Source organism: Pseudomonas sp. 05N431 (assembly GCF_056397005.1).
The window spans coordinates 1-15480 of record NZ_JBFTMN010000036.1; the positions used below are offsets into that span (position 1 = coordinate 1).

A 15480-nucleotide genomic window follows, 5' to 3' on the forward strand; every position below is an offset into this window, starting at 1 on the left:
GTGTCCATCAGGGGGCATCGCCTACGGTCTGCTGCGCGACGACCTCCTCTCGATGTGTCCGGCTGCGCCGTACGGCGCTGCGCGCCCACCCCCTGATGAACACCTCCACTCGGCCTCCCGATAGGGGCGGGTGGATCAAGATCAACAGCGGCAGGCGAGCTAACGCTCGGCCTGTTGAGTGGTGAAGGCGAGTTCGATTTCTGTAGGAACTGCCGAAGGCTGCGATCTTTTGGAAGCAGGCATCAAACAACAGCGGGAGACCGCGCTTGCTTGAACGATCCCACGTAGCCATTTGTCTGCAATGCATCAGCCTTGAATGCTCGCTGTCCGGTCAACTGGTTGTACACCTTGACCCTGCGGTGGCTATGCGCATATCCGCCCATCGCTGAAACCGTCCCGCTTTGAATATGGTCCAGGTAGCGGAATATCGTGCGTGGCGAAATGAAGCCGATCTTGTAGTTCAGCGCAGCCATCCGGTCTTGCAGTTCGTAACCGGGATTGCGCCCATCCATTTGAAAGCGCAGGCCGTGCTGTTTAACCAGTCGCACATTCCACAGGGTACAGAAGCTTTTCAGGTAAACCTCCCTGAACGGTTTCGGTGCCCGAGCATTCAACCCCAGGGCCAGCAAGCTACGCCGGGTGTAGTGCTTGAAAAACCGTGATGTCAGGCGCCAGGCCGTTCGGGCCACACCTCGGTTGAGCTGTTCCAGGCAGCCGACCGCCGCCACTTCTTGTGGGCCAGTGCACTGGCTGAGCATCAGGCTGAACACAGTCGGGTCGTAAATGAACGTGTCGGTGTGCAACAAAAACAGGTACTCGGTTTCAACCTGCTCCAGGGCAAGGTCCAAGGCCCGGCCATGAGCAAAACTCCCGGCTTCAGGGCCGTTGCTTTTGCGTTCGATCAGGTTGATCCAGTCGAGCGTGCGCAGGTATTCGCTGCTCGCGTCGTTCGAATAGTTGTCCACCACAAACACCGGCACGCCAGCCTCTTGCACATGCTTGCGCAGCAGTTGCAGGCAGGTTCTGGTCAGTTCAAGCGATTTGTAGTTGACCAACACAATGCTGTAGTTGGCCGGGGTCGAAAGTGGGCGCGTCATAGGTTATTTAGCCTCGAATGCTGCCTGAACTTCAGGCGTGCGCTCATCCTAGAGAGGTCAAACTTTCGGCCTGTTCCCACATGGATAAATTTTTTGACAGGGTTGTTTCTGATCACGACGCGCAGGGAGGCGGGGGAGGCGGGGAGAAAGTTCAGGCACCGCGAAAAAAGCCTGTTCCCCGAGCGTAAAGCATCGTAGCTTACGCGCCATAATTACAAGGACGCTTAGGGGGTTGAGTGGGAGTTTATCGTCTGCTGTTGGCCGTTCTGGTGGCCGTTTCTCATATGGGCAAGACGTTCGCGGGGCTAAACCCCGGCGTGGTTGCCGTGATTTCCTTCCTGATTATCAGCGGTTTCGTGATGACCTCGCTGATTGAGCGCAACTACAAGGCGCCGGAGAAAATCGGCCTGTTCTACATGGACAGGGCCTTGAGGCTCTACCCCCAGTTCCTGTTCTACTTCTTTATCTCCTGCGCGGTGATCTATTTCCTCCTGCCCGGCACGCCTCAAGCCTCTGAGTTGACGCTCAGGAACATCGCCGTGAGTCTACCTATCGTACCCCTTGGCTTTTACATGTTCGGGGTTGCCGGATCGGAGATCTTGCCGCCGGCCTGGTCGCTAGGGCTTGAGATGTGTTTTTACCTGGTGATCCCTTTCCTGATTATCTTCAAGGCTCGGGGCGTTGCGTTTGTCCTGTCTGTTGCTGTTTTCATGGCCGCGTGTCTTGGCTACATCAACGCCGACCTGTACGGCTATCGGCTATTGCCGGGCGTCCTGTTCATGTTCCTGTGCGGCAGCTACCTGTACAAAGCACAGGCGAAGGGGCTAACGATCGCTGCCGGCACCGCCCTGGCGGCGGCCTTGATATTTGCGGCCATCATGGCGGGATTGATAGAGCGCCGGCCATTCAATGCGGAGGTGACCGCCGGCATAGCGTTGGGTATGCCTGCTGTGTACCTGCTGACAAAGCTCAGGTTTCACCGGGTTGACGAATTCCTCGGGAACATCAGCTACGGCGTGTTCCTGAATCACTTTGTGGTGATGTACTTCCTGCGCGCGTTTTGGCCAGTCGCCTACGATGGACCCATCGTTGCAACCGTGCTGACCCTGTCGTTCCTGTTGAGCGGCGTTTCGTACTACTACGTTGAGCAGCCGGCTCTGAAGCTTCGTCATGCGCTTCGAGCCGGCGTGAGGTATGGCGTGGGTCAATCGCAGAGCCGCAAAGCGGCGGCTTAGTGCGTATGGTGGCTGGAGAACACTCCGCCTGCGTAGCCGCCGAAACTCAGCGCACCAGGCAGGGTTTCTTGTTATCGAACTTCCAGCCCGGAATCATGAACTGCATCGCCACGCTGTCGTCGCGCGCGCCGAGGCCCATGCCTTTGTAGAGTTCGTGAGCCTTGGCGACCGCGTCCATGTCGATGTCGACGCCCAGGCCGGGTCTGGCTGGAACCTTGATGTGACCGTCGACGATTTGCAGCGGCTGCTTGGTCAGGCGTTGCCCGTCCTGCCAGATCCAGTGGGTGTCGATTGCAGTGATATCGCCGGGGGCAGCCGCCGCGACCTGGGTGAACATCGCCAGTGAAATGTCGAAGTGGTTGTTGGAATGCGAGCCCCAGGTCAACCCCCACTCATGACACATCTGCGCCACGCGCACTGAGCCTTGCATGGTCCAGAAGTGCGGATCGGCCAATGGAATGTCCACCGATTGCAGCTGGATGGCATGGCCCATTTCGCGCCAGTCGGTAGCGATCATGTTGGTTGCGGTTTTCAAACCCGTGGCGCGACGGAATTCAGCCATGACTTCACGGCCCGAGTAACCGTTTTCTGCGCCGCATGGGTCTTCGGCGTAAGCGAGAACGTGATGCTGATCGCGGCACAAACGGATGGCTTCTTTAAGCGACCAAGCGCCATTCGGATCAAGGGTGATGCGCGCATCCGGGAAGCGTTCGGCCAAGGCAGTGACGGCCTGGATTTCCTCCTCGCCGCGCAACACACCGCCCTTGAGCTTGAAGTCGTTGAAACCGTATTTGGCCTTGGCGGCCTCGGCCAGGCGCACGATGGCTTCAGGCGTCATCGCCTGTTCGTGACGCAAGCGGAACCAGTCATCCGCGTCGGGTTCGCTGCGGTACGCCAGATCGGTCTGGTGACGGTCGCCAATGTAGAACAGATAGCCGAGCATCTTCACCGCATCGCGTTGCTGGCCTTCACCGAGCAAGGCCGCCACCGGGACTTCGAGGAACTGACCGAGTAAATCCAGCAGGGCCGCCTCCATGGCGGTCACGGCATGAATGGTGATGCGCAAGTCAAAGGTTTGCAGGCCTCGGCCGGCGGCGTCGCGGGCGGCGAAAGCGCTGCGCATGGCGTTGAGGATGCTTTGGTAGTTGCCGATCGGTTGCCCGACCACCAGGCTGCGAGCGTCTTCCAGCGTTTCACGTATGCGCTCGCCGCCGGGGACTTCACCGACACCGACGTTGCCGGAGCTGTCCTTGAGAATGACGATATTGCGGGTGAAAAACGGGCCATGGGCGCCGCTGAGGTTCATCAGCATGCTGTCATGGCCGGCAACAGGGATGACCTGAAGGCTGGTGATCAGCGGAGCTTTGCCGGTGTAGTGCAGGTGTTCAGTGTTCATGTTCAGTTCCTGTCTTGTCAGTTCGAGCCAATCGCCGGTCAGTGCGATTTACCGAGCACGGGTTGGTGAATGTCCGTGTTGGCGGTGTCCGTTACCGTGGGTTTGGTCTTGGCGAAAAACACCAGCAGCGCGGCAATGATCGAGGTGCCTGCCAGGCCATACAGACCGCCCTGAATGGAACCGGTGGTTTGTTCCAGGAAGCCGAAGGTCGTCGGGGCGACGAACCCGCCGAGGTTGCCGATGGAGTTGATCAAGGCGATGACGGCGGCGGCGATTCGGGCATCGAGGTAGCCCTGGGGAATCGGCCAGAACAGCGAAGAGGCTGACTTGAAGCCGATTGCTGCAAAGCAGATGGCGATAAACGCGAAGATCGGTCCACCCGTGGTGGACAGGAACATGCCCGTGGCGGCGATCAAGAGCGCAGCGGCGACCCAGGCCTGCTGGAACTTGAACTTGCCCGACAGTGCGGCGAAGGCATACATGGCGACAATCGAAATCAGCCAGGGAATCGAGTTGTAGAAACCCACCTGAACATCGCTCAGGTCGCCCATCTTTTTGATGATGCTGGGTAGCCAGAAGGTCGCGGCATAGATCGTCAGCTGAATGCAGAAATAGAGCGCGCAAAACAGCATGATCTGACGGTCCTTGAGCAACTTGCCCAAGGTCGGCTTGACGGTGTGGGCGGCGTCGCGCTCACGTTGTTCGCGATCGATTTCGCCAACGAGCGCATCCTGCTCTTCGCGGCTCAGCCACTTGGCGTCATGCGGTTTGGAGTCCAGCCAGAACCAGACAAAGAAGCACAGGAACACCGACGCCATGCCTTCGACGATGTACATCCACTGCCAGCCATGCATGCCCAGGCCGTTGATTTGCAGCAGCATGCCGGACAGCGGGCCCGAGATCAGCGAGGCGAATGCCGAGCCGCTGAGGAAGATCGCGATGGCTTTACCGCGCTCGACGCCGGGTAACCAGCGAGTGAAGTAGTAGATGACGCCCGGGAAGAACCCGGCTTCCGCCACGCCCAGCAGAAAGCGCAAGACATAGAAGTGGGTTTCGTTCTGGATGAAGGCCATCAGCGTGGCGGTAATGCCCCAGGTGAACATGATCCGGGTCAGCCAGATACGCGCCCCGACTTTTTGCAGCAGCATGTTCGAAGGCACTTCGAACAGCGCATAACCAATGAAGAACAGGCCTGCACCGAGCCCGTAAGCCGCGGCACCGATGCCCAGGTCGTGTTCCATGTGGGTGCGGACGAAGCCAATGTTGACGCGGTCGATGTAATTGACGATGAACATGATGACGAAGAGCGGGAGCACATGGCTCTTCACTTTCGAAATGGCGCGCGTCAGGACAGGATTGTCCGGCGAGACGGCAGGTGCGGCGCTTGAGTTGCTCACGGTTCATGACTCCCACTGATTATTGTTATGCGGGTGTGGTGCTGCAGCATTGTTTTGCGACTTAAGTTACCAGTCATCATACAAGTGAGATTTTTGAGTCGCAATACGAGTCATGCGACCAAATGGCTATAAAAATAGGATTTGTAAGATTTAAATGGATGTATTTGAGGGGTTTTAGGCGGTCTAGGCCCGATTTTTACTCGGGGTTTCAGTTTTCAAGATGAGCATTTCGCTCGTCATGCAAACGAGGCCGTCGAATAAAATCGCTGAAACAGCTATGTTGTCTGACATGTTGAAGCGCGAAATCAACACATCTCCTGTAGCAGCTGGCGAAGCCTGCGTTCGGCTGCGAAGCAGTCGTGAAATCAGACACCACGTTTTTTCAGGTTAATCGTGGAGGCAGGATTTACGACTGCTGCGCAGCCGAACGCAGGCTTCGCCAGCTGCTACAGGAATGTGCCGAACCTGACATCTCTTGATTGGCCGACATTGAGGCAAGGGCAGTCCATTGATCGACGGTAGTAGTATTCTGGAGCCTCACTTGAACGGGTCGGACCACATGCAAAACGAATCCAACGGTTCAGGCCGCAAGCGTGCGCCTGGCCTGGCACACGATATTGTCGCCGAGCTGACTCAACGTATTCTTCTTGGCCAGATCGCGCCCGGTGAAAAACTGCCCTCCGAATCCACGATTGTTCGTGAGCACGGCGTCAGTCGTACGGTGGTTCGCGAGGCCATTTCCAAGTTGCAGGCGTCCGGTCTGGTTGAAACCCGGCATGGTGTGGGAACGTTCGCCCTGGAGCGTGACTCGCATCAGGGTTTTCGCCTGAGCAGCGACACCGCCATCAGCGTGCGGGGGATTCTTGAACTTCGCATGGGGCTGGAGACGCAAGCCGCCGCCCTGGCAGCGAAGCGTCGAACCGAAGATCAGCTCGTCCGGATGCGTCAGGCGCTGGACGACTATCAGAATTCGCTGGCCAATAACGACAGCAGCGTTGAGCCTGACGTGCGTTTTCACCGGTTGATTGCGGAGGCCACCGGGAATACGTACTTCACCGACATCATCTATCACCTCGGTAACTCGGTCATACCTCGCACGCGGATCAACGCGCAGGAGCGGGGTGACACCGACCTGATGAAGCTGGGTCAATCCGCCAATCTGGAGCACGAAGCGATCTTCAATGCGATTCGCCGGCAGGACCCCGACGCGGCCAGAGCGGCCATGCTGCTGCATTTAAGCAATAGCCTGGAGCGTATGGCGGTTGAATGACGCGGCGCTGCGTCACCTCACACCAACAACCGCAGCGTTTCAAACAGCTGCCGGTCTTCCTTCTTCGCCGAACGTGCATGGCGCCGAATCACCTGTAGCAGGCAATCAGTGAAGCAAAGCGCCGGATTGCTCAGCGAGCCGTTGCGGCGAGTGACGATGCTCAGTTGTCTCGGTTCGAACTGCTCGCTCAGGTTCACAGACACCAATCGGCCGAGGAAGGGCGAGGCGGTGCTGAGGATGGTCGGGCCCCAGGTACACATATCGGCCCGTTCCAGCATCATTTGCAGGATCGCCAGTGAATGGGCGCGCACGATGCGCTTTTCGTCGATCTGCGCGTTGTGCCTCCAGAACAGCTCCTGCATCAGCGCATCGTGGCCGTCTGGCGCGTAGTTGAGGGTCCAGTCCTGGTCCAGCAGCTCGTGAATCGACCGGGCGTTCTGTCGCGGATGACCCTGGCGAACCAGCACCGACGTCTGGTATTCGAGCAGGGTTTCGCAGGCAAATTCCGCGGTCGCTTGTGCCGGATTAAGCTGGCCGATGGCGAAATCCATGCTGCCATCGCGCAGCAGCGGCTGGGCCACCGCCATCAGGCTTTCGAACAACTCCAGATGAATCTCCGGCATGCGAGCCCGAAAAGCCAAAACCACTTCGGGCAGGAAGGTCAGCGCGACCCAGGGCGTGACCCCGACGCAGAGGCGCCCCTGGGCCTTGCCGCGCAGGTGATCGAGTTCGGTCTGCGCATGCTCCAGTTGCTTGAGCACCAGCCGGGCGTGCGTCAGCAGCACCTTGCCGAACTCGGTGAAGTTCAGGCCGCTGGGGGTTCTGACGAACAGCGGCAACTGTTGTTCGGTTTCCAGCTCGCGCAGGGCTTTGGTCACTGCGGCCTGGGACATGTCCAGCGAACGCGCAGCGGCGCGGATGCTGCCGGTCTCGGCGCTGGCAATCAGGGCTTGTAATTGATGCAGTTTCATCTGCTCACCTGGGCGACAACTGTTGGTTGTCATCATAACCAAACTGAGCCTCCTCAGCCTACGGCCCATTCCCTAAGATCGACCCAACAGCGCCTGGGTTGAATCGCCGGCAGCTGAATATTCTTATCGAGGAGCACACCCATGAATGCTGGCCACGTCCTGCCAGGAATCGCTGCGCTGCAGGATGAAATGATCACCCTGCGTCAGCGAATTCACGCGCACCCGGAGCTTGGGTTTGAAGAGTTCAGCACCAGTGAGCTGGTGGCGCAGTGTTTGACGCAGTGGGGGTATGACGTCAGCACCGGCGTGGGCAAGACCGGCGTGGTCGGAACCCTGAAAAATGGCGAGGGCCGCTCCCTCGGGCTGCGCGCAGACATGGATGCGCTGCCGATTCAGGAAGCCACCGGGTTGCCTTATGCCAGCCGGATCGACGGCGTGATGCATGCCTGCGGCCACGACGGTCATACCGCAACCTTGCTCGCGGCGGCCAAATACCTGGCGCAAACGCGGGAATTCAATGGCACGCTGAACCTGGTGTTCCAGCCGGCCGAAGAAGGGCTGGGCGGTGCGAAGAAGATGCTCGAGGACGGGCTGTTCGAACGCTTCCCGTGTGATGCGATTTTTGCCATGCACAACATTCCGGGCTATCCCACCGGGCAGTTGGGGTTTTACAGCGGGCCGTTCATGGCTTCTGCCGATACCGTCACGATCAAAATCATCGGCACCGGTGGCCATGGCGCGGTGCCGCACAAGGCGGTCGACCCGGTGGTGGTCTGCGCATCGATCGTGATCGCCCTGCAAAGCATCGTCTCGCGCAACGTCAATCCGCAGGAAACGGCAATCATCACGGTCGGTTCGATTCATGCCGGGAACGTTTCGAATGTGATTCCCGCATCCGCTGAAATGATCCTGAGCGTACGGGCCTTGACGCCTGAGGTTCGCCAGTTGCTCGAACGCAGAATTACCGATCTGGTCAACGGCCAGGCGGCGAGTTTCGGCGCGCGGGCCGAGATCGATTATTACCGTTGCCACCCGGTGCTGATCAACGATCCGGAGCAAACCGCGTTCGCCCGTCAGGTCGCACGGGAGTGGCTGGGAGAAGGGCAACTGATCGAAGACCTGCGGCCCTTCACCGCCAGCGAGGATTTCGCGTTCATCCTGGAACAATGCCCCGGCAGCTATCTGGTGATCGGCAATGGCCAGGGCGAGGGCAGCTGTTTGCTGCACAATCCCGGTTACGACTTCAATGATGCCTGCCTGCCAATCGGCGCGAGCTATTGGGTAAAGTTGGCCGAGGGGTTTCTGCGTTGAGTCGCGCCGCTTTTGAACATCAATGTTTTTGAGTATCACGGTTGTAAAAAACGGTCGGTAACCCGACTCGGCGAACCCCTGGAGGACAATAACAATGAATAAGATGATCGCGGCGGTTTCACTGGTTTTCTTGACGGCATCCGACCTGGCCGGTGCGGCCGACTGGTCCGGCAAAGTGTTGAGACTGGGTATTGACCCGACGTACCCACCGCTGGAATACAAAAACCAGGATGGCACGCTGACCGGTTTTGGCGTCGACATCGCCGACGCACTGTGTGCAGAGTTGCACGCTAAATGCGTCTGGGTTGAAAGCAGCTGGGACGGGATGATTCCAGGGCTGCTGGCGCGCAAGTTCGACGCTATCGCGTCGTCGATGACCGTCACCCCCAAGCGTCAGGAGCAGATTGCGTTTAGCGACAAGGTATCCAACGCGCCGGCACGCTTGGTCATCAAGCGCGGATCGGACCTGCAGCCGACCGTTGAGTCGCTCAAAGGCAAGCGCATTGGCGTGGAGCAGGGCTCGACCCAGGAGGCTTTTGCGAAAGCCGTCTGGGGCAAGCAGGGGGTAGAGATTCTTTCTTATCAGAATCAGGATCAGGTCTACGCCGATCTCGTGGTCGGGCGCCTCGATGCGTCGTTGCAGGGCTCGATTCAGGCCAGCTACGGGTTTCTGGATAAACCGGTGGGCAAGGACTACGAGTTTGCCGGCGGCACCCTGGACAACCCGGAGTTCTTCGGTGTTGGTGACGGTATCGGCGTGCGCAAGAGTGACGTTGAACTGCGCGAAGACCTGAACAAGGCCCTGGCGACGATTCTTGCCAACGGCACGTACGCAAAGATCAACAAAAAGTACTTCGACTTCGACATCTACGGCGCGAAGTAAAACCCGCTGATACGTTGAATAGAGAAGTCGCCTGGACTAATGCCAGTCAGTTAAGCGAACACCTGGTTCGAAACAGCAAAGACCCAATGTGGGAGCGAGCTTGCTCGCGATAGCGGTGTGACAGTCAACATGGATGCTGAATGTAAAGCCGTCATCGCGAGCAAGCTCGCTCCCACACAGGATTTGCTTCGCTTGCCAGAATACTGACGGTTACTTGCCAAGCGCCGCCGCCAGCAGCGGCGCGGCCTGTTCATCTGTCAACGCAGGATGAATCTCCATGGCCAGCAGGTCGCTCCATTCGAGCACCCATTTCTGTATCAGTGTGACATCACTGGCCTCTGCAACACCAAAACCGGTCATGCGTCCTACGGCATGCCAGCGTCCCAGCATCTTGACGCCTGCGGGTGGGGCTCCGCCTGTCTTGAGAAAACGTTCGATCGCGCTATTACGGCGTTCCGGAGTGATTGACCAACTGACGATGTAGAGCATCTGCCACCTCCTGTCAGGGGCTGGCACCGGTTTTTCTCTGCGCGCACAAGGTAGGTGCCGCGACCCTGGCCACGCATCTGTTTTCAGCGCCTCCCTCGGCTGACTTGATCGACAGCTCCCATGAGAAGGCATAGCAGCCTGCTGAATGCGGCGTATGACCGCTGATCTTCTTTAGTGCCTCAGCAACAAATCCCGGGCACTTCAATATTCGGCAAGGCAGGTTTATGTTGAGTCATTGAGGCCATTGAAGAGGAGATCCGTCATGCAAGGTTTTCTGGTGATTTTCTTTACTCAGCAAAACCGGCGTCATCACGGAAAAATGCTCGGTGACTGGCTCATCGATCTGGCGAAAGAAATGGGCCTGCACGGGGCCACTCTGGCAACCGGTATCGAAGGCTTCGGGCATTCCGGGAAACTGCATTCCGCGCATTTCTTCGAGATGGGCGATCAGCCCGCCGAGATCCGCCTGGCGATTACCGAGGAGGAGTGCACTCGCCTGTTCGAGCGGCTCGAGGCCGAAGACATTGCCTTGTTTTACATCAAGGCGCCGGTTGAATTCGGAATCGTGGGCAAAAGGGCCGAGCCGTCCGGCCACCAGGTTTGATAGTGTTGGCCGAGCCAGGAAGGCGCCGACGTCTAAACTCAGCGGTATAGCCCGGTCCTGGGGGCATTCGTCGAATGTGCCTTTGCCAGCACCGGTACCAGCCTTCTATTTATCCGTTTTTTTGATCAGGATGCCCGTGATGCTGCATATCAGAACACCGTTGATACTCCATCCGGGGCTCTCGACGCCAAGCCGGCGCATCTGGCTCAAGCTGGAAAACCTGCAACCCAGCGGTTCATTCAAGCTGCGCGGCATGGGTCTGCTCTGTACCCGAGCGGCCGAGCAGGGGATGAAGAAAGTGGTCTGTCCGTCCGGCGGCAATGCCGGCTATGCGACGGCAGTGGCCGCCGCGGCGTTGGGGCTGGAAGCGAGCATCATCGTGCCGCACACCACCCCGGAAAGCACCCGGGCGCGAATCGCCAAAACCGGGGCACAAGTTATCGTGCACGGTCAGGTGTGGGACGAGGCCAACCAATTGGCGCTGGAACTCGCCAAGGCGCCTGATACCGAATACGTGCCGGCGTTCGACCACCCGACGCTGTGGGAAGGGCACAGCACGATGATCGATGAAATTCTGCAGGACTGCCCTCAGGTCGACACGGTAGTGGCGTCGGTGGGCGGCGGTGGTTTGCTGGCCGGGATCCTCACCGGACTGGAACGCCACGCCCGGCTGGATTGCCGGATCATCGCCTGCGAAACCGAGGGCGCAGCGTCATTCGATGCCGCGGTCAAGGCCGGGCATCCGGTCAAACTCTCCGAAATCAGCAGCATTGCCAGCTCACTCGGGGCGCTGCAAGTTGCGCAATGGCCGGTTGAGCACATCCAGCACTTTGCGCACACGTGTGTCGTGCTGACGGATGCCGAGGCCATCATGGGCGTCGTCCGTTATGCCGATGACCTGCGTCAACTGGTGGAGCCGGCGTGCGGTGTCTCGCTGGCCGTCGCGTATCTGGATCACCCGGCGATTGCCGGTGCCCATGATGTGGTGATTGTCGTGTGTGGCGGGATCAGCGTCAGTGCGCAGAAGGTTGCCGGTTGGCAGAACCTTTGACGTCATGAGGTCAGGCTGGCGTCAGGCGCAGTCGCCAGCGGCCGTTGTAGCGTAGTTCGACGGCGGCCAGCGGTTCGACGTCGATTGCGTTGAACATTGGCAGCGGGCATTGCATCACGTGCATCAACGCGGCCCGAATCACGAACGGGTGAGTGACCGCAAGGAGGTGCCCGGGTTGGCTGACCAGGGTCTCCAGCCACGCTGCGATCCGCTCGCAGAGCTGGGCCACCGATTCACCGCCATGCGCAGCATGGGTGCTGTCACTCAGCCAGGCATGCAGCGCCTCGGGTTCGTCTTGTTGCAGGTCATCGATCCGCAACCCCTTCCAGCGACCCAAATCACAATCGCGCAGGGCCGGGACAATTTCCATGTCCGCGCCAAACAACGCGGCGGTCTCTCGGGTCCGGGCTTCCGGTGCACTGAGCAGGCGTGGCGCTCGTTTGAAACGTTTGGCCAATGAACCCTTTTCGTTCTGCCAGTCCATTTCCACCGATTCATCCTCGGCAAAGCGTGCCAGTTTCTGGGCCGCTGTCCGGGCGTGACAGATCAGGGTCAAACGGGTGGTCTGCACTGGAAATCACTCTGGCTGTGTTGGGATACGAAGACGCTGCAATGACTTACAAGGTTGGGTGATCAATCTGCCATTGCTGCTTCAGTTGTTGCAGGCGACCGTCGCGGCGCATGTCATCGAGGGCTTGTTGCCAGCGCTTGACCAGACCTGCATCGGTTTGCGGAGAGAAGGCGATGTAGGTGCCTTGTTTCATCAAGGGCATTTGATAGTGCAACTGGCTGGGTTTCAATCCGACTTCCTTGGCCAGTGTGGCGATGGTGAGTGTATCGGCCACCACCAGATCCGTGCGCCCCAAACTCAAAAGCTTCATCATTTGCTCTGGCGTTTCCACACCGTACAGGTTGCGCAATCCTAGTTGTTGCAGGTAACTGTAGGCCAGCCATTTTCGTGGAACAGTGATCCGGCCCAAGCTGGCGGCGTCCTGCAAATTGTGCACGGAATGCGTGTTGGTATCGCCTGCATACAGCGCCGTTTCCGCGTCCATCAACGGGCCGACCCATTGGTAGTGAGGGTTGCGTTCGGCAGTGCGCAACACCGTAAATACTGCGGTTTGCGGCTCAGTCGCGGCGACGTGCAAGGCGCGTAACAGGGGCAACTGTTCCATGTGTACCTGATCACCGGTTTGCTTGGCCAACGCGCGAACCACATCCACGCCGAAACCCACCAATTCGTTGCCTTGCTGATAGTGCAGAGGAGGATGGTTATCGGTGAGCATCCGCAGGTCGGTCGCGACAGCAGAAAAGGTGAGCAACGACAGCAGGCAACCGACGATCAGCTTCATGAACCGGACTTCAATCTATTGAAGTGCGCAGCTTAGTACGAGCGTGTTGCGGCTGTCTCGGGTGGAATCGCACAAGGCCCGGAACCGCACGGTTCCGAGCCTGTCGACGCGAGGGGGTTTTTAGCTGATGACCTGATAGCAGGGCACATACTCTGCGCCACCGGGCAGTTTCATCCGGTGTTGCGCGACAAACGCTTTTAGCAGTTTGTCCAGCGGTTGCATGACCGCTGCGTCGCCGTGGATCTTGTAAGGACCATGCTTCTCGATCAGGCGGATGCCCTTGTCCTTGACGTTGCCGGCAACGATGCCGGAAAACGCCCGGCGCAGGTTTGCCGCCAGCTCGTGGGGCGGCAGGTCGTGGCGCAGTTGCAGACTGGCCATGTTTTCGTGGGTTGGATCGAACGGACGCTGGAAGCCTTCGTCGATCTTCAGCAGCCAGTTGAAATGGAACGCATCGTTGCGCTCGCGGCGGAACTGCTTGACGTCCTTGAGCCCTTTAGTCATTTGCCGGGCCACCTGGGCCGGGTCGTCGATGATGATCTCGTAGTGACTCTGCGCGTCTTTGCCCAGTGTGGCGCCGACGAACGCGTGCAGTTGCTGCAAATACGGCTCCGCGCTCATCGGCCCGGTCAGGATCACCGGGAAGGGCAGGTCGCGGTTGTCCGGGTGCATCAGGATCCCGAGCAGGTAGAGGAACTCTTCGGCAGTACCGGCGCCGCCCGGGAAAATGATAATGCCGTGGCCGACGCGGACGAAAGCTTCCAGGCGCTTCTCGATGTCCGGCAGGATCACCAGTTCATTGACGATCGGGTTCGGTGCTTCGGCTGCAATAATCCCGGGCTCCGTCAGCCCCAGGTAGCGACCGTGGGTGATCCGTTGCTTGGCGTGGGAAATGGTCGCGCCCTTCATCGGGCCTTTCATCACCCCAGGCCCGCAGCCGGTGCACACATCCAGACTGCGCAGGCCGAGTTCGTGGCCGACTTTCTTGGTGTATTGATATTCTTCGCTGCTGATCGAGTGACCGCCCCAGCACACGACGATCTTCGGCTCCACGCCGGCACGCAGGGTGCGGGCGTTGCGCAGCAGGTGGAAGACGTAGTCGCTGATGCCTTGGGACGAGCTCAGGTCGATGCGCTGGCTGTCCAGCTCGTTCTCGGTATAGACGATATCGCGCAGGGCGCTGAACAGCATCTCGCGGGTACTGGCGATCATTTCGCCATCGACGAAGGCGTCTGCGGGCGCGTTGAGCAGCTCCAGGCGGACACCGCGATCTTGCTGATGAATGCGAATCTCGAAGTCCCGATAGGCTTCCAGAATGGTCTTGGCATTGTCGACATGGGCGCCGGTATTGAGGATGGCCAGGGCGCACTGGCGGAAGAGAGAGTAGATGCTGCCTGATCCTGCGGCGCTCAGTTGCTGAACTTCGCGTTGGGACAGCGTCTCCAGGCTGCCTTTTGGGCTCACCGAAGCATTGATAACTTGTCTTGCGGTCATTCGATATTCCCTGAGAACGATGTTATCGAGCCCGACAGGCTCAGTAGCATCAGGATAGTCAGTGCCAGAGCGATCGTGCTGCTTTCATCTTCTCCGGCGACCGGGCATGAATGCAAACATCATGGCCGGTACACGCCGGATGGTTCGTTTGATGATGAACCGGACGACCATGAAACAGGATTCCCGGCGGGTGGGCAATTGGGTTTTTTCCTGCGGGTGTCTGGACTTGGCGTAGAGCGGAGGATTTTTGCGACGGCGGGTGTGAGGAGCCGGTTCGCCGTCTCGAGACTTTGCGCAATACTCATGTGGCTCGTGAGCGGCAACCACCCTGAAGAGGACGACAACCATCATGAAGAAGGAAACGCTCGGCGCAATTGAAGGAGAGCAGGAGGGCTCTGCCTCTCAGCTGATAGATGCGAGGGTCAAGGAGCTGGGGGATTGGCGCGGTGAAACGCTTGCTCGGGTCCGGGCGCTGATCAAGCAGGCCGTTCCTGACGTGGTCGAGGAATGGAAGTGGAGAGGGGTTCCGGTATGGTCGCACGGCGGAATCATCTGCACCGGTGAGACGTACAAGCAGGTCGTGAAGATGACCTTCGCCAAGGGCGCCTCGCTGGAGGACCCTTCAGGCCTGTTCAACTCCAGTCTCGAAGGCAACACCCGGCGTGCCATTGATCTCCACGAAGGCGACAGGATTGATGAAAAAGCGCTGATGGCGCTCATTCGCGCCGCCGTGGCGCTCAACACATCGGTGCGGGCGCTTGCGCCAAGGCGGCTGTAGAGCGTAATGCTGTTCATTTAAGCCGTAATGCGATCTGTAGCAGCTGCCGAAGGCTGCGTTCGGCTGCGAAGCAGCCGTAAATTCAGCAATCGCGGTGTGTCAGGTACACCATGGCAGCCGGACTCACGACTGCTTCGCAGCCGAACGCAGCC

The 15480-nt window shown here is 59.0% G+C and carries 15 protein-coding genes; 7 read left to right on the forward strand and 8 right to left on the reverse strand.

All coding sequences use genetic code 11. From position 1 onward, the window contains the following. Positions 1–242: 242 nt before the first annotated feature. A complete protein-coding gene (locus AC1DIG_RS28945; protein WP_477770057.1) occupies positions 243–1097 on the reverse strand; it encodes a glycosyltransferase family protein in 855 nt (284 codons plus the stop codon). A 236-nt stretch (positions 1098–1333) separates the two neighbouring features. On the opposite strand from AC1DIG_RS28945, the gene AC1DIG_RS28950 reads away from it, so the two are divergent. After that, positions 1334–2332, forward strand: a complete 999-nt coding sequence (locus tag AC1DIG_RS28950; protein ID WP_477770058.1) for an acyltransferase family protein — start codon at positions 1334–1336, stop codon at positions 2330–2332. A gap of 46 nt (positions 2333–2378) precedes the next feature. Here AC1DIG_RS28950 and gudD read toward each other — a convergent pair whose 3' ends face one another. Beyond that, the gene (gene gudD / locus AC1DIG_RS28955; protein WP_477770059.1) at positions 2379–3728 is read right to left on the reverse strand and encodes a glucarate dehydratase; all 1350 of its coding nucleotides are present in this window, start codon (positions 3726–3728) and stop codon (positions 2379–2381) included. 38 nt (positions 3729–3766) lie between these two features. Then, a complete protein-coding gene (locus AC1DIG_RS28960) occupies positions 3767–5125 on the reverse strand; it encodes an MFS transporter (RefSeq protein WP_477770060.1) in 1359 nt (452 codons plus the stop codon). Positions 5126–5684: 559 nt separating this feature from the next. On the opposite strand from AC1DIG_RS28960, the gene AC1DIG_RS28965 reads away from it, so the two are divergent. Beyond that, the gene (locus AC1DIG_RS28965) at positions 5685–6395 is read left to right on the forward strand and encodes a FadR/GntR family transcriptional regulator (protein WP_477770061.1); all 711 of its coding nucleotides are present in this window, start codon (positions 5685–5687) and stop codon (positions 6393–6395) included. Between the two features lie 17 nt (positions 6396–6412). Here the strand turns inward: AC1DIG_RS28965 and AC1DIG_RS28970 are convergent, their stop codons facing one another. After that, positions 6413–7402, reverse strand: a complete 990-nt coding sequence (locus AC1DIG_RS28970; protein ID WP_477770069.1) for a LysR family transcriptional regulator — start codon at positions 7400–7402, stop codon at positions 6413–6415. Between the two features lie 105 nt (positions 7403–7507). Between AC1DIG_RS28970 and AC1DIG_RS28975 the strand changes: the two genes are divergently transcribed. Both AC1DIG_RS28975 and AC1DIG_RS28980 read left to right on the forward strand, forming a co-directional pair. Further along, positions 7508–8677, forward strand: coding sequence for a M20 aminoacylase family protein (locus tag AC1DIG_RS28975; RefSeq protein WP_477770062.1), 1170 nt, complete (start codon positions 7508–7510; stop codon positions 8675–8677). Between the two features lie 94 nt (positions 8678–8771). Next, entirely contained in the window at positions 8772–9560 is a 789-nt protein-coding gene (locus tag AC1DIG_RS28980) for an ABC transporter substrate-binding protein (protein WP_477770063.1), read from the forward strand. A 210-nt stretch (positions 9561–9770) separates the two neighbouring features. On the opposite strand, the gene AC1DIG_RS28985 is transcribed toward AC1DIG_RS28980, so the two are convergent. Continuing rightward, complete coding sequence (locus tag AC1DIG_RS28985) at positions 9771–10049, reverse strand: DUF3303 domain-containing protein (protein WP_103316019.1); 279 nt, start codon at positions 10047–10049, stop codon at positions 9771–9773. 262 nt (positions 10050–10311) lie between these two features. Between AC1DIG_RS28985 and AC1DIG_RS28990 the strand changes: the two genes are divergently transcribed. Continuing rightward, the gene (locus AC1DIG_RS28990) at positions 10312–10653 is read left to right on the forward strand and encodes a DUF190 domain-containing protein (protein ID WP_103316018.1); all 342 of its coding nucleotides are present in this window, start codon (positions 10312–10314) and stop codon (positions 10651–10653) included. Positions 10654–10792: 139 nt separating this feature from the next. Further along, positions 10793–11704, forward strand: a complete 912-nt coding sequence (locus tag AC1DIG_RS28995) for a pyridoxal-phosphate dependent enzyme (RefSeq protein WP_477770064.1) — start codon at positions 10793–10795, stop codon at positions 11702–11704. A 10-nt stretch (positions 11705–11714) separates the two neighbouring features. Here the strand turns inward: AC1DIG_RS28995 and AC1DIG_RS29000 are convergent, their stop codons facing one another. The 3 genes from AC1DIG_RS29000 to ppnN form a co-directional block, all read right to left on the reverse strand. Further along, on the reverse strand, positions 11715–12275 hold the full coding sequence (locus AC1DIG_RS29000; protein ID WP_477770065.1) for a histidine phosphatase family protein: 561 nt from the start codon (positions 12273–12275) through the stop codon (positions 11715–11717). Positions 12276–12321: 46 nt separating this feature from the next. Beyond that, on the reverse strand, positions 12322–13056 hold the full coding sequence (locus AC1DIG_RS29005; protein ID WP_477770066.1) for a substrate-binding periplasmic protein: 735 nt from the start codon (positions 13054–13056) through the stop codon (positions 12322–12324). A 120-nt stretch (positions 13057–13176) separates the two neighbouring features. After that, positions 13177–14550, reverse strand: coding sequence for a nucleotide 5'-monophosphate nucleosidase PpnN (gene ppnN, locus AC1DIG_RS29010; protein WP_477770067.1), 1374 nt, complete (start codon positions 14548–14550; stop codon positions 13177–13179). A 349-nt stretch (positions 14551–14899) separates the two neighbouring features. Here ppnN and AC1DIG_RS29015 point away from each other — a divergent pair, with 349 nt between their 5' ends. Beyond that, positions 14900–15328: a DUF1801 domain-containing protein gene (locus AC1DIG_RS29015; RefSeq protein ID WP_477770068.1), complete on the forward strand. Its 429-nt coding sequence runs from the start codon at positions 14900–14902 to the stop codon at positions 15326–15328. Positions 15329–15480: the final 152 nt, after the last annotated feature.

Excerpts from the sequence above, each read along its gene's own strand:
- AC1DIG_RS29015 (WP_477770068.1), top strand. The coding sequence starts at position 14,900 with ATGAAGAAGGAAACGCTCGGCGCAATTGAAGGAGAGCAGGAGGGCTCT.
- AC1DIG_RS28980 (WP_477770063.1), top strand. The coding sequence starts at position 8,772 with ATGAATAAGATGATCGCGGCGGTTTCACTGGTTTTCTTGACGGCATCC.
- AC1DIG_RS28965 (WP_477770061.1), top strand. The coding sequence starts at position 5,685 with ATGCAAAACGAATCCAACGGTTCAGGCCGCAAGCGTGCGCCTGGCCTG.
- AC1DIG_RS28945 (WP_477770057.1), bottom strand. The coding sequence starts at position 1,097 with ATGACGCGCCCACTTTCGACCCCGGCCAACTACAGCATTGTGTTGGTC.
- AC1DIG_RS28975 (WP_477770062.1), top strand. The coding sequence starts at position 7,508 with ATGAATGCTGGCCACGTCCTGCCAGGAATCGCTGCGCTGCAGGATGAA.
- AC1DIG_RS28990 (WP_103316018.1), top strand. The coding sequence starts at position 10,312 with ATGCAAGGTTTTCTGGTGATTTTCTTTACTCAGCAAAACCGGCGTCAT.
- ppnN (WP_477770067.1), bottom strand. The coding sequence starts at position 14,550 with ATGACCGCAAGACAAGTTATCAATGCTTCGGTGAGCCCAAAAGGCAGC.
- AC1DIG_RS28985 (WP_103316019.1), bottom strand. The coding sequence starts at position 10,049 with ATGCTCTACATCGTCAGTTGGTCAATCACTCCGGAACGCCGTAATAGC.
- gudD (WP_477770059.1), bottom strand. The coding sequence starts at position 3,728 with ATGAACACTGAACACCTGCACTACACCGGCAAAGCTCCGCTGATCACC.
- AC1DIG_RS28970 (WP_477770069.1), bottom strand. The coding sequence starts at position 7,402 with ATGATGACAACCAACAGTTGTCGCCCAGGTGAGCAGATGAAACTGCAT.
- AC1DIG_RS28995 (WP_477770064.1), top strand. The coding sequence starts at position 10,793 with ATGCTGCATATCAGAACACCGTTGATACTCCATCCGGGGCTCTCGACG.
- AC1DIG_RS29005 (WP_477770066.1), bottom strand. The coding sequence starts at position 13,056 with ATGAAGCTGATCGTCGGTTGCCTGCTGTCGTTGCTCACCTTTTCTGCT.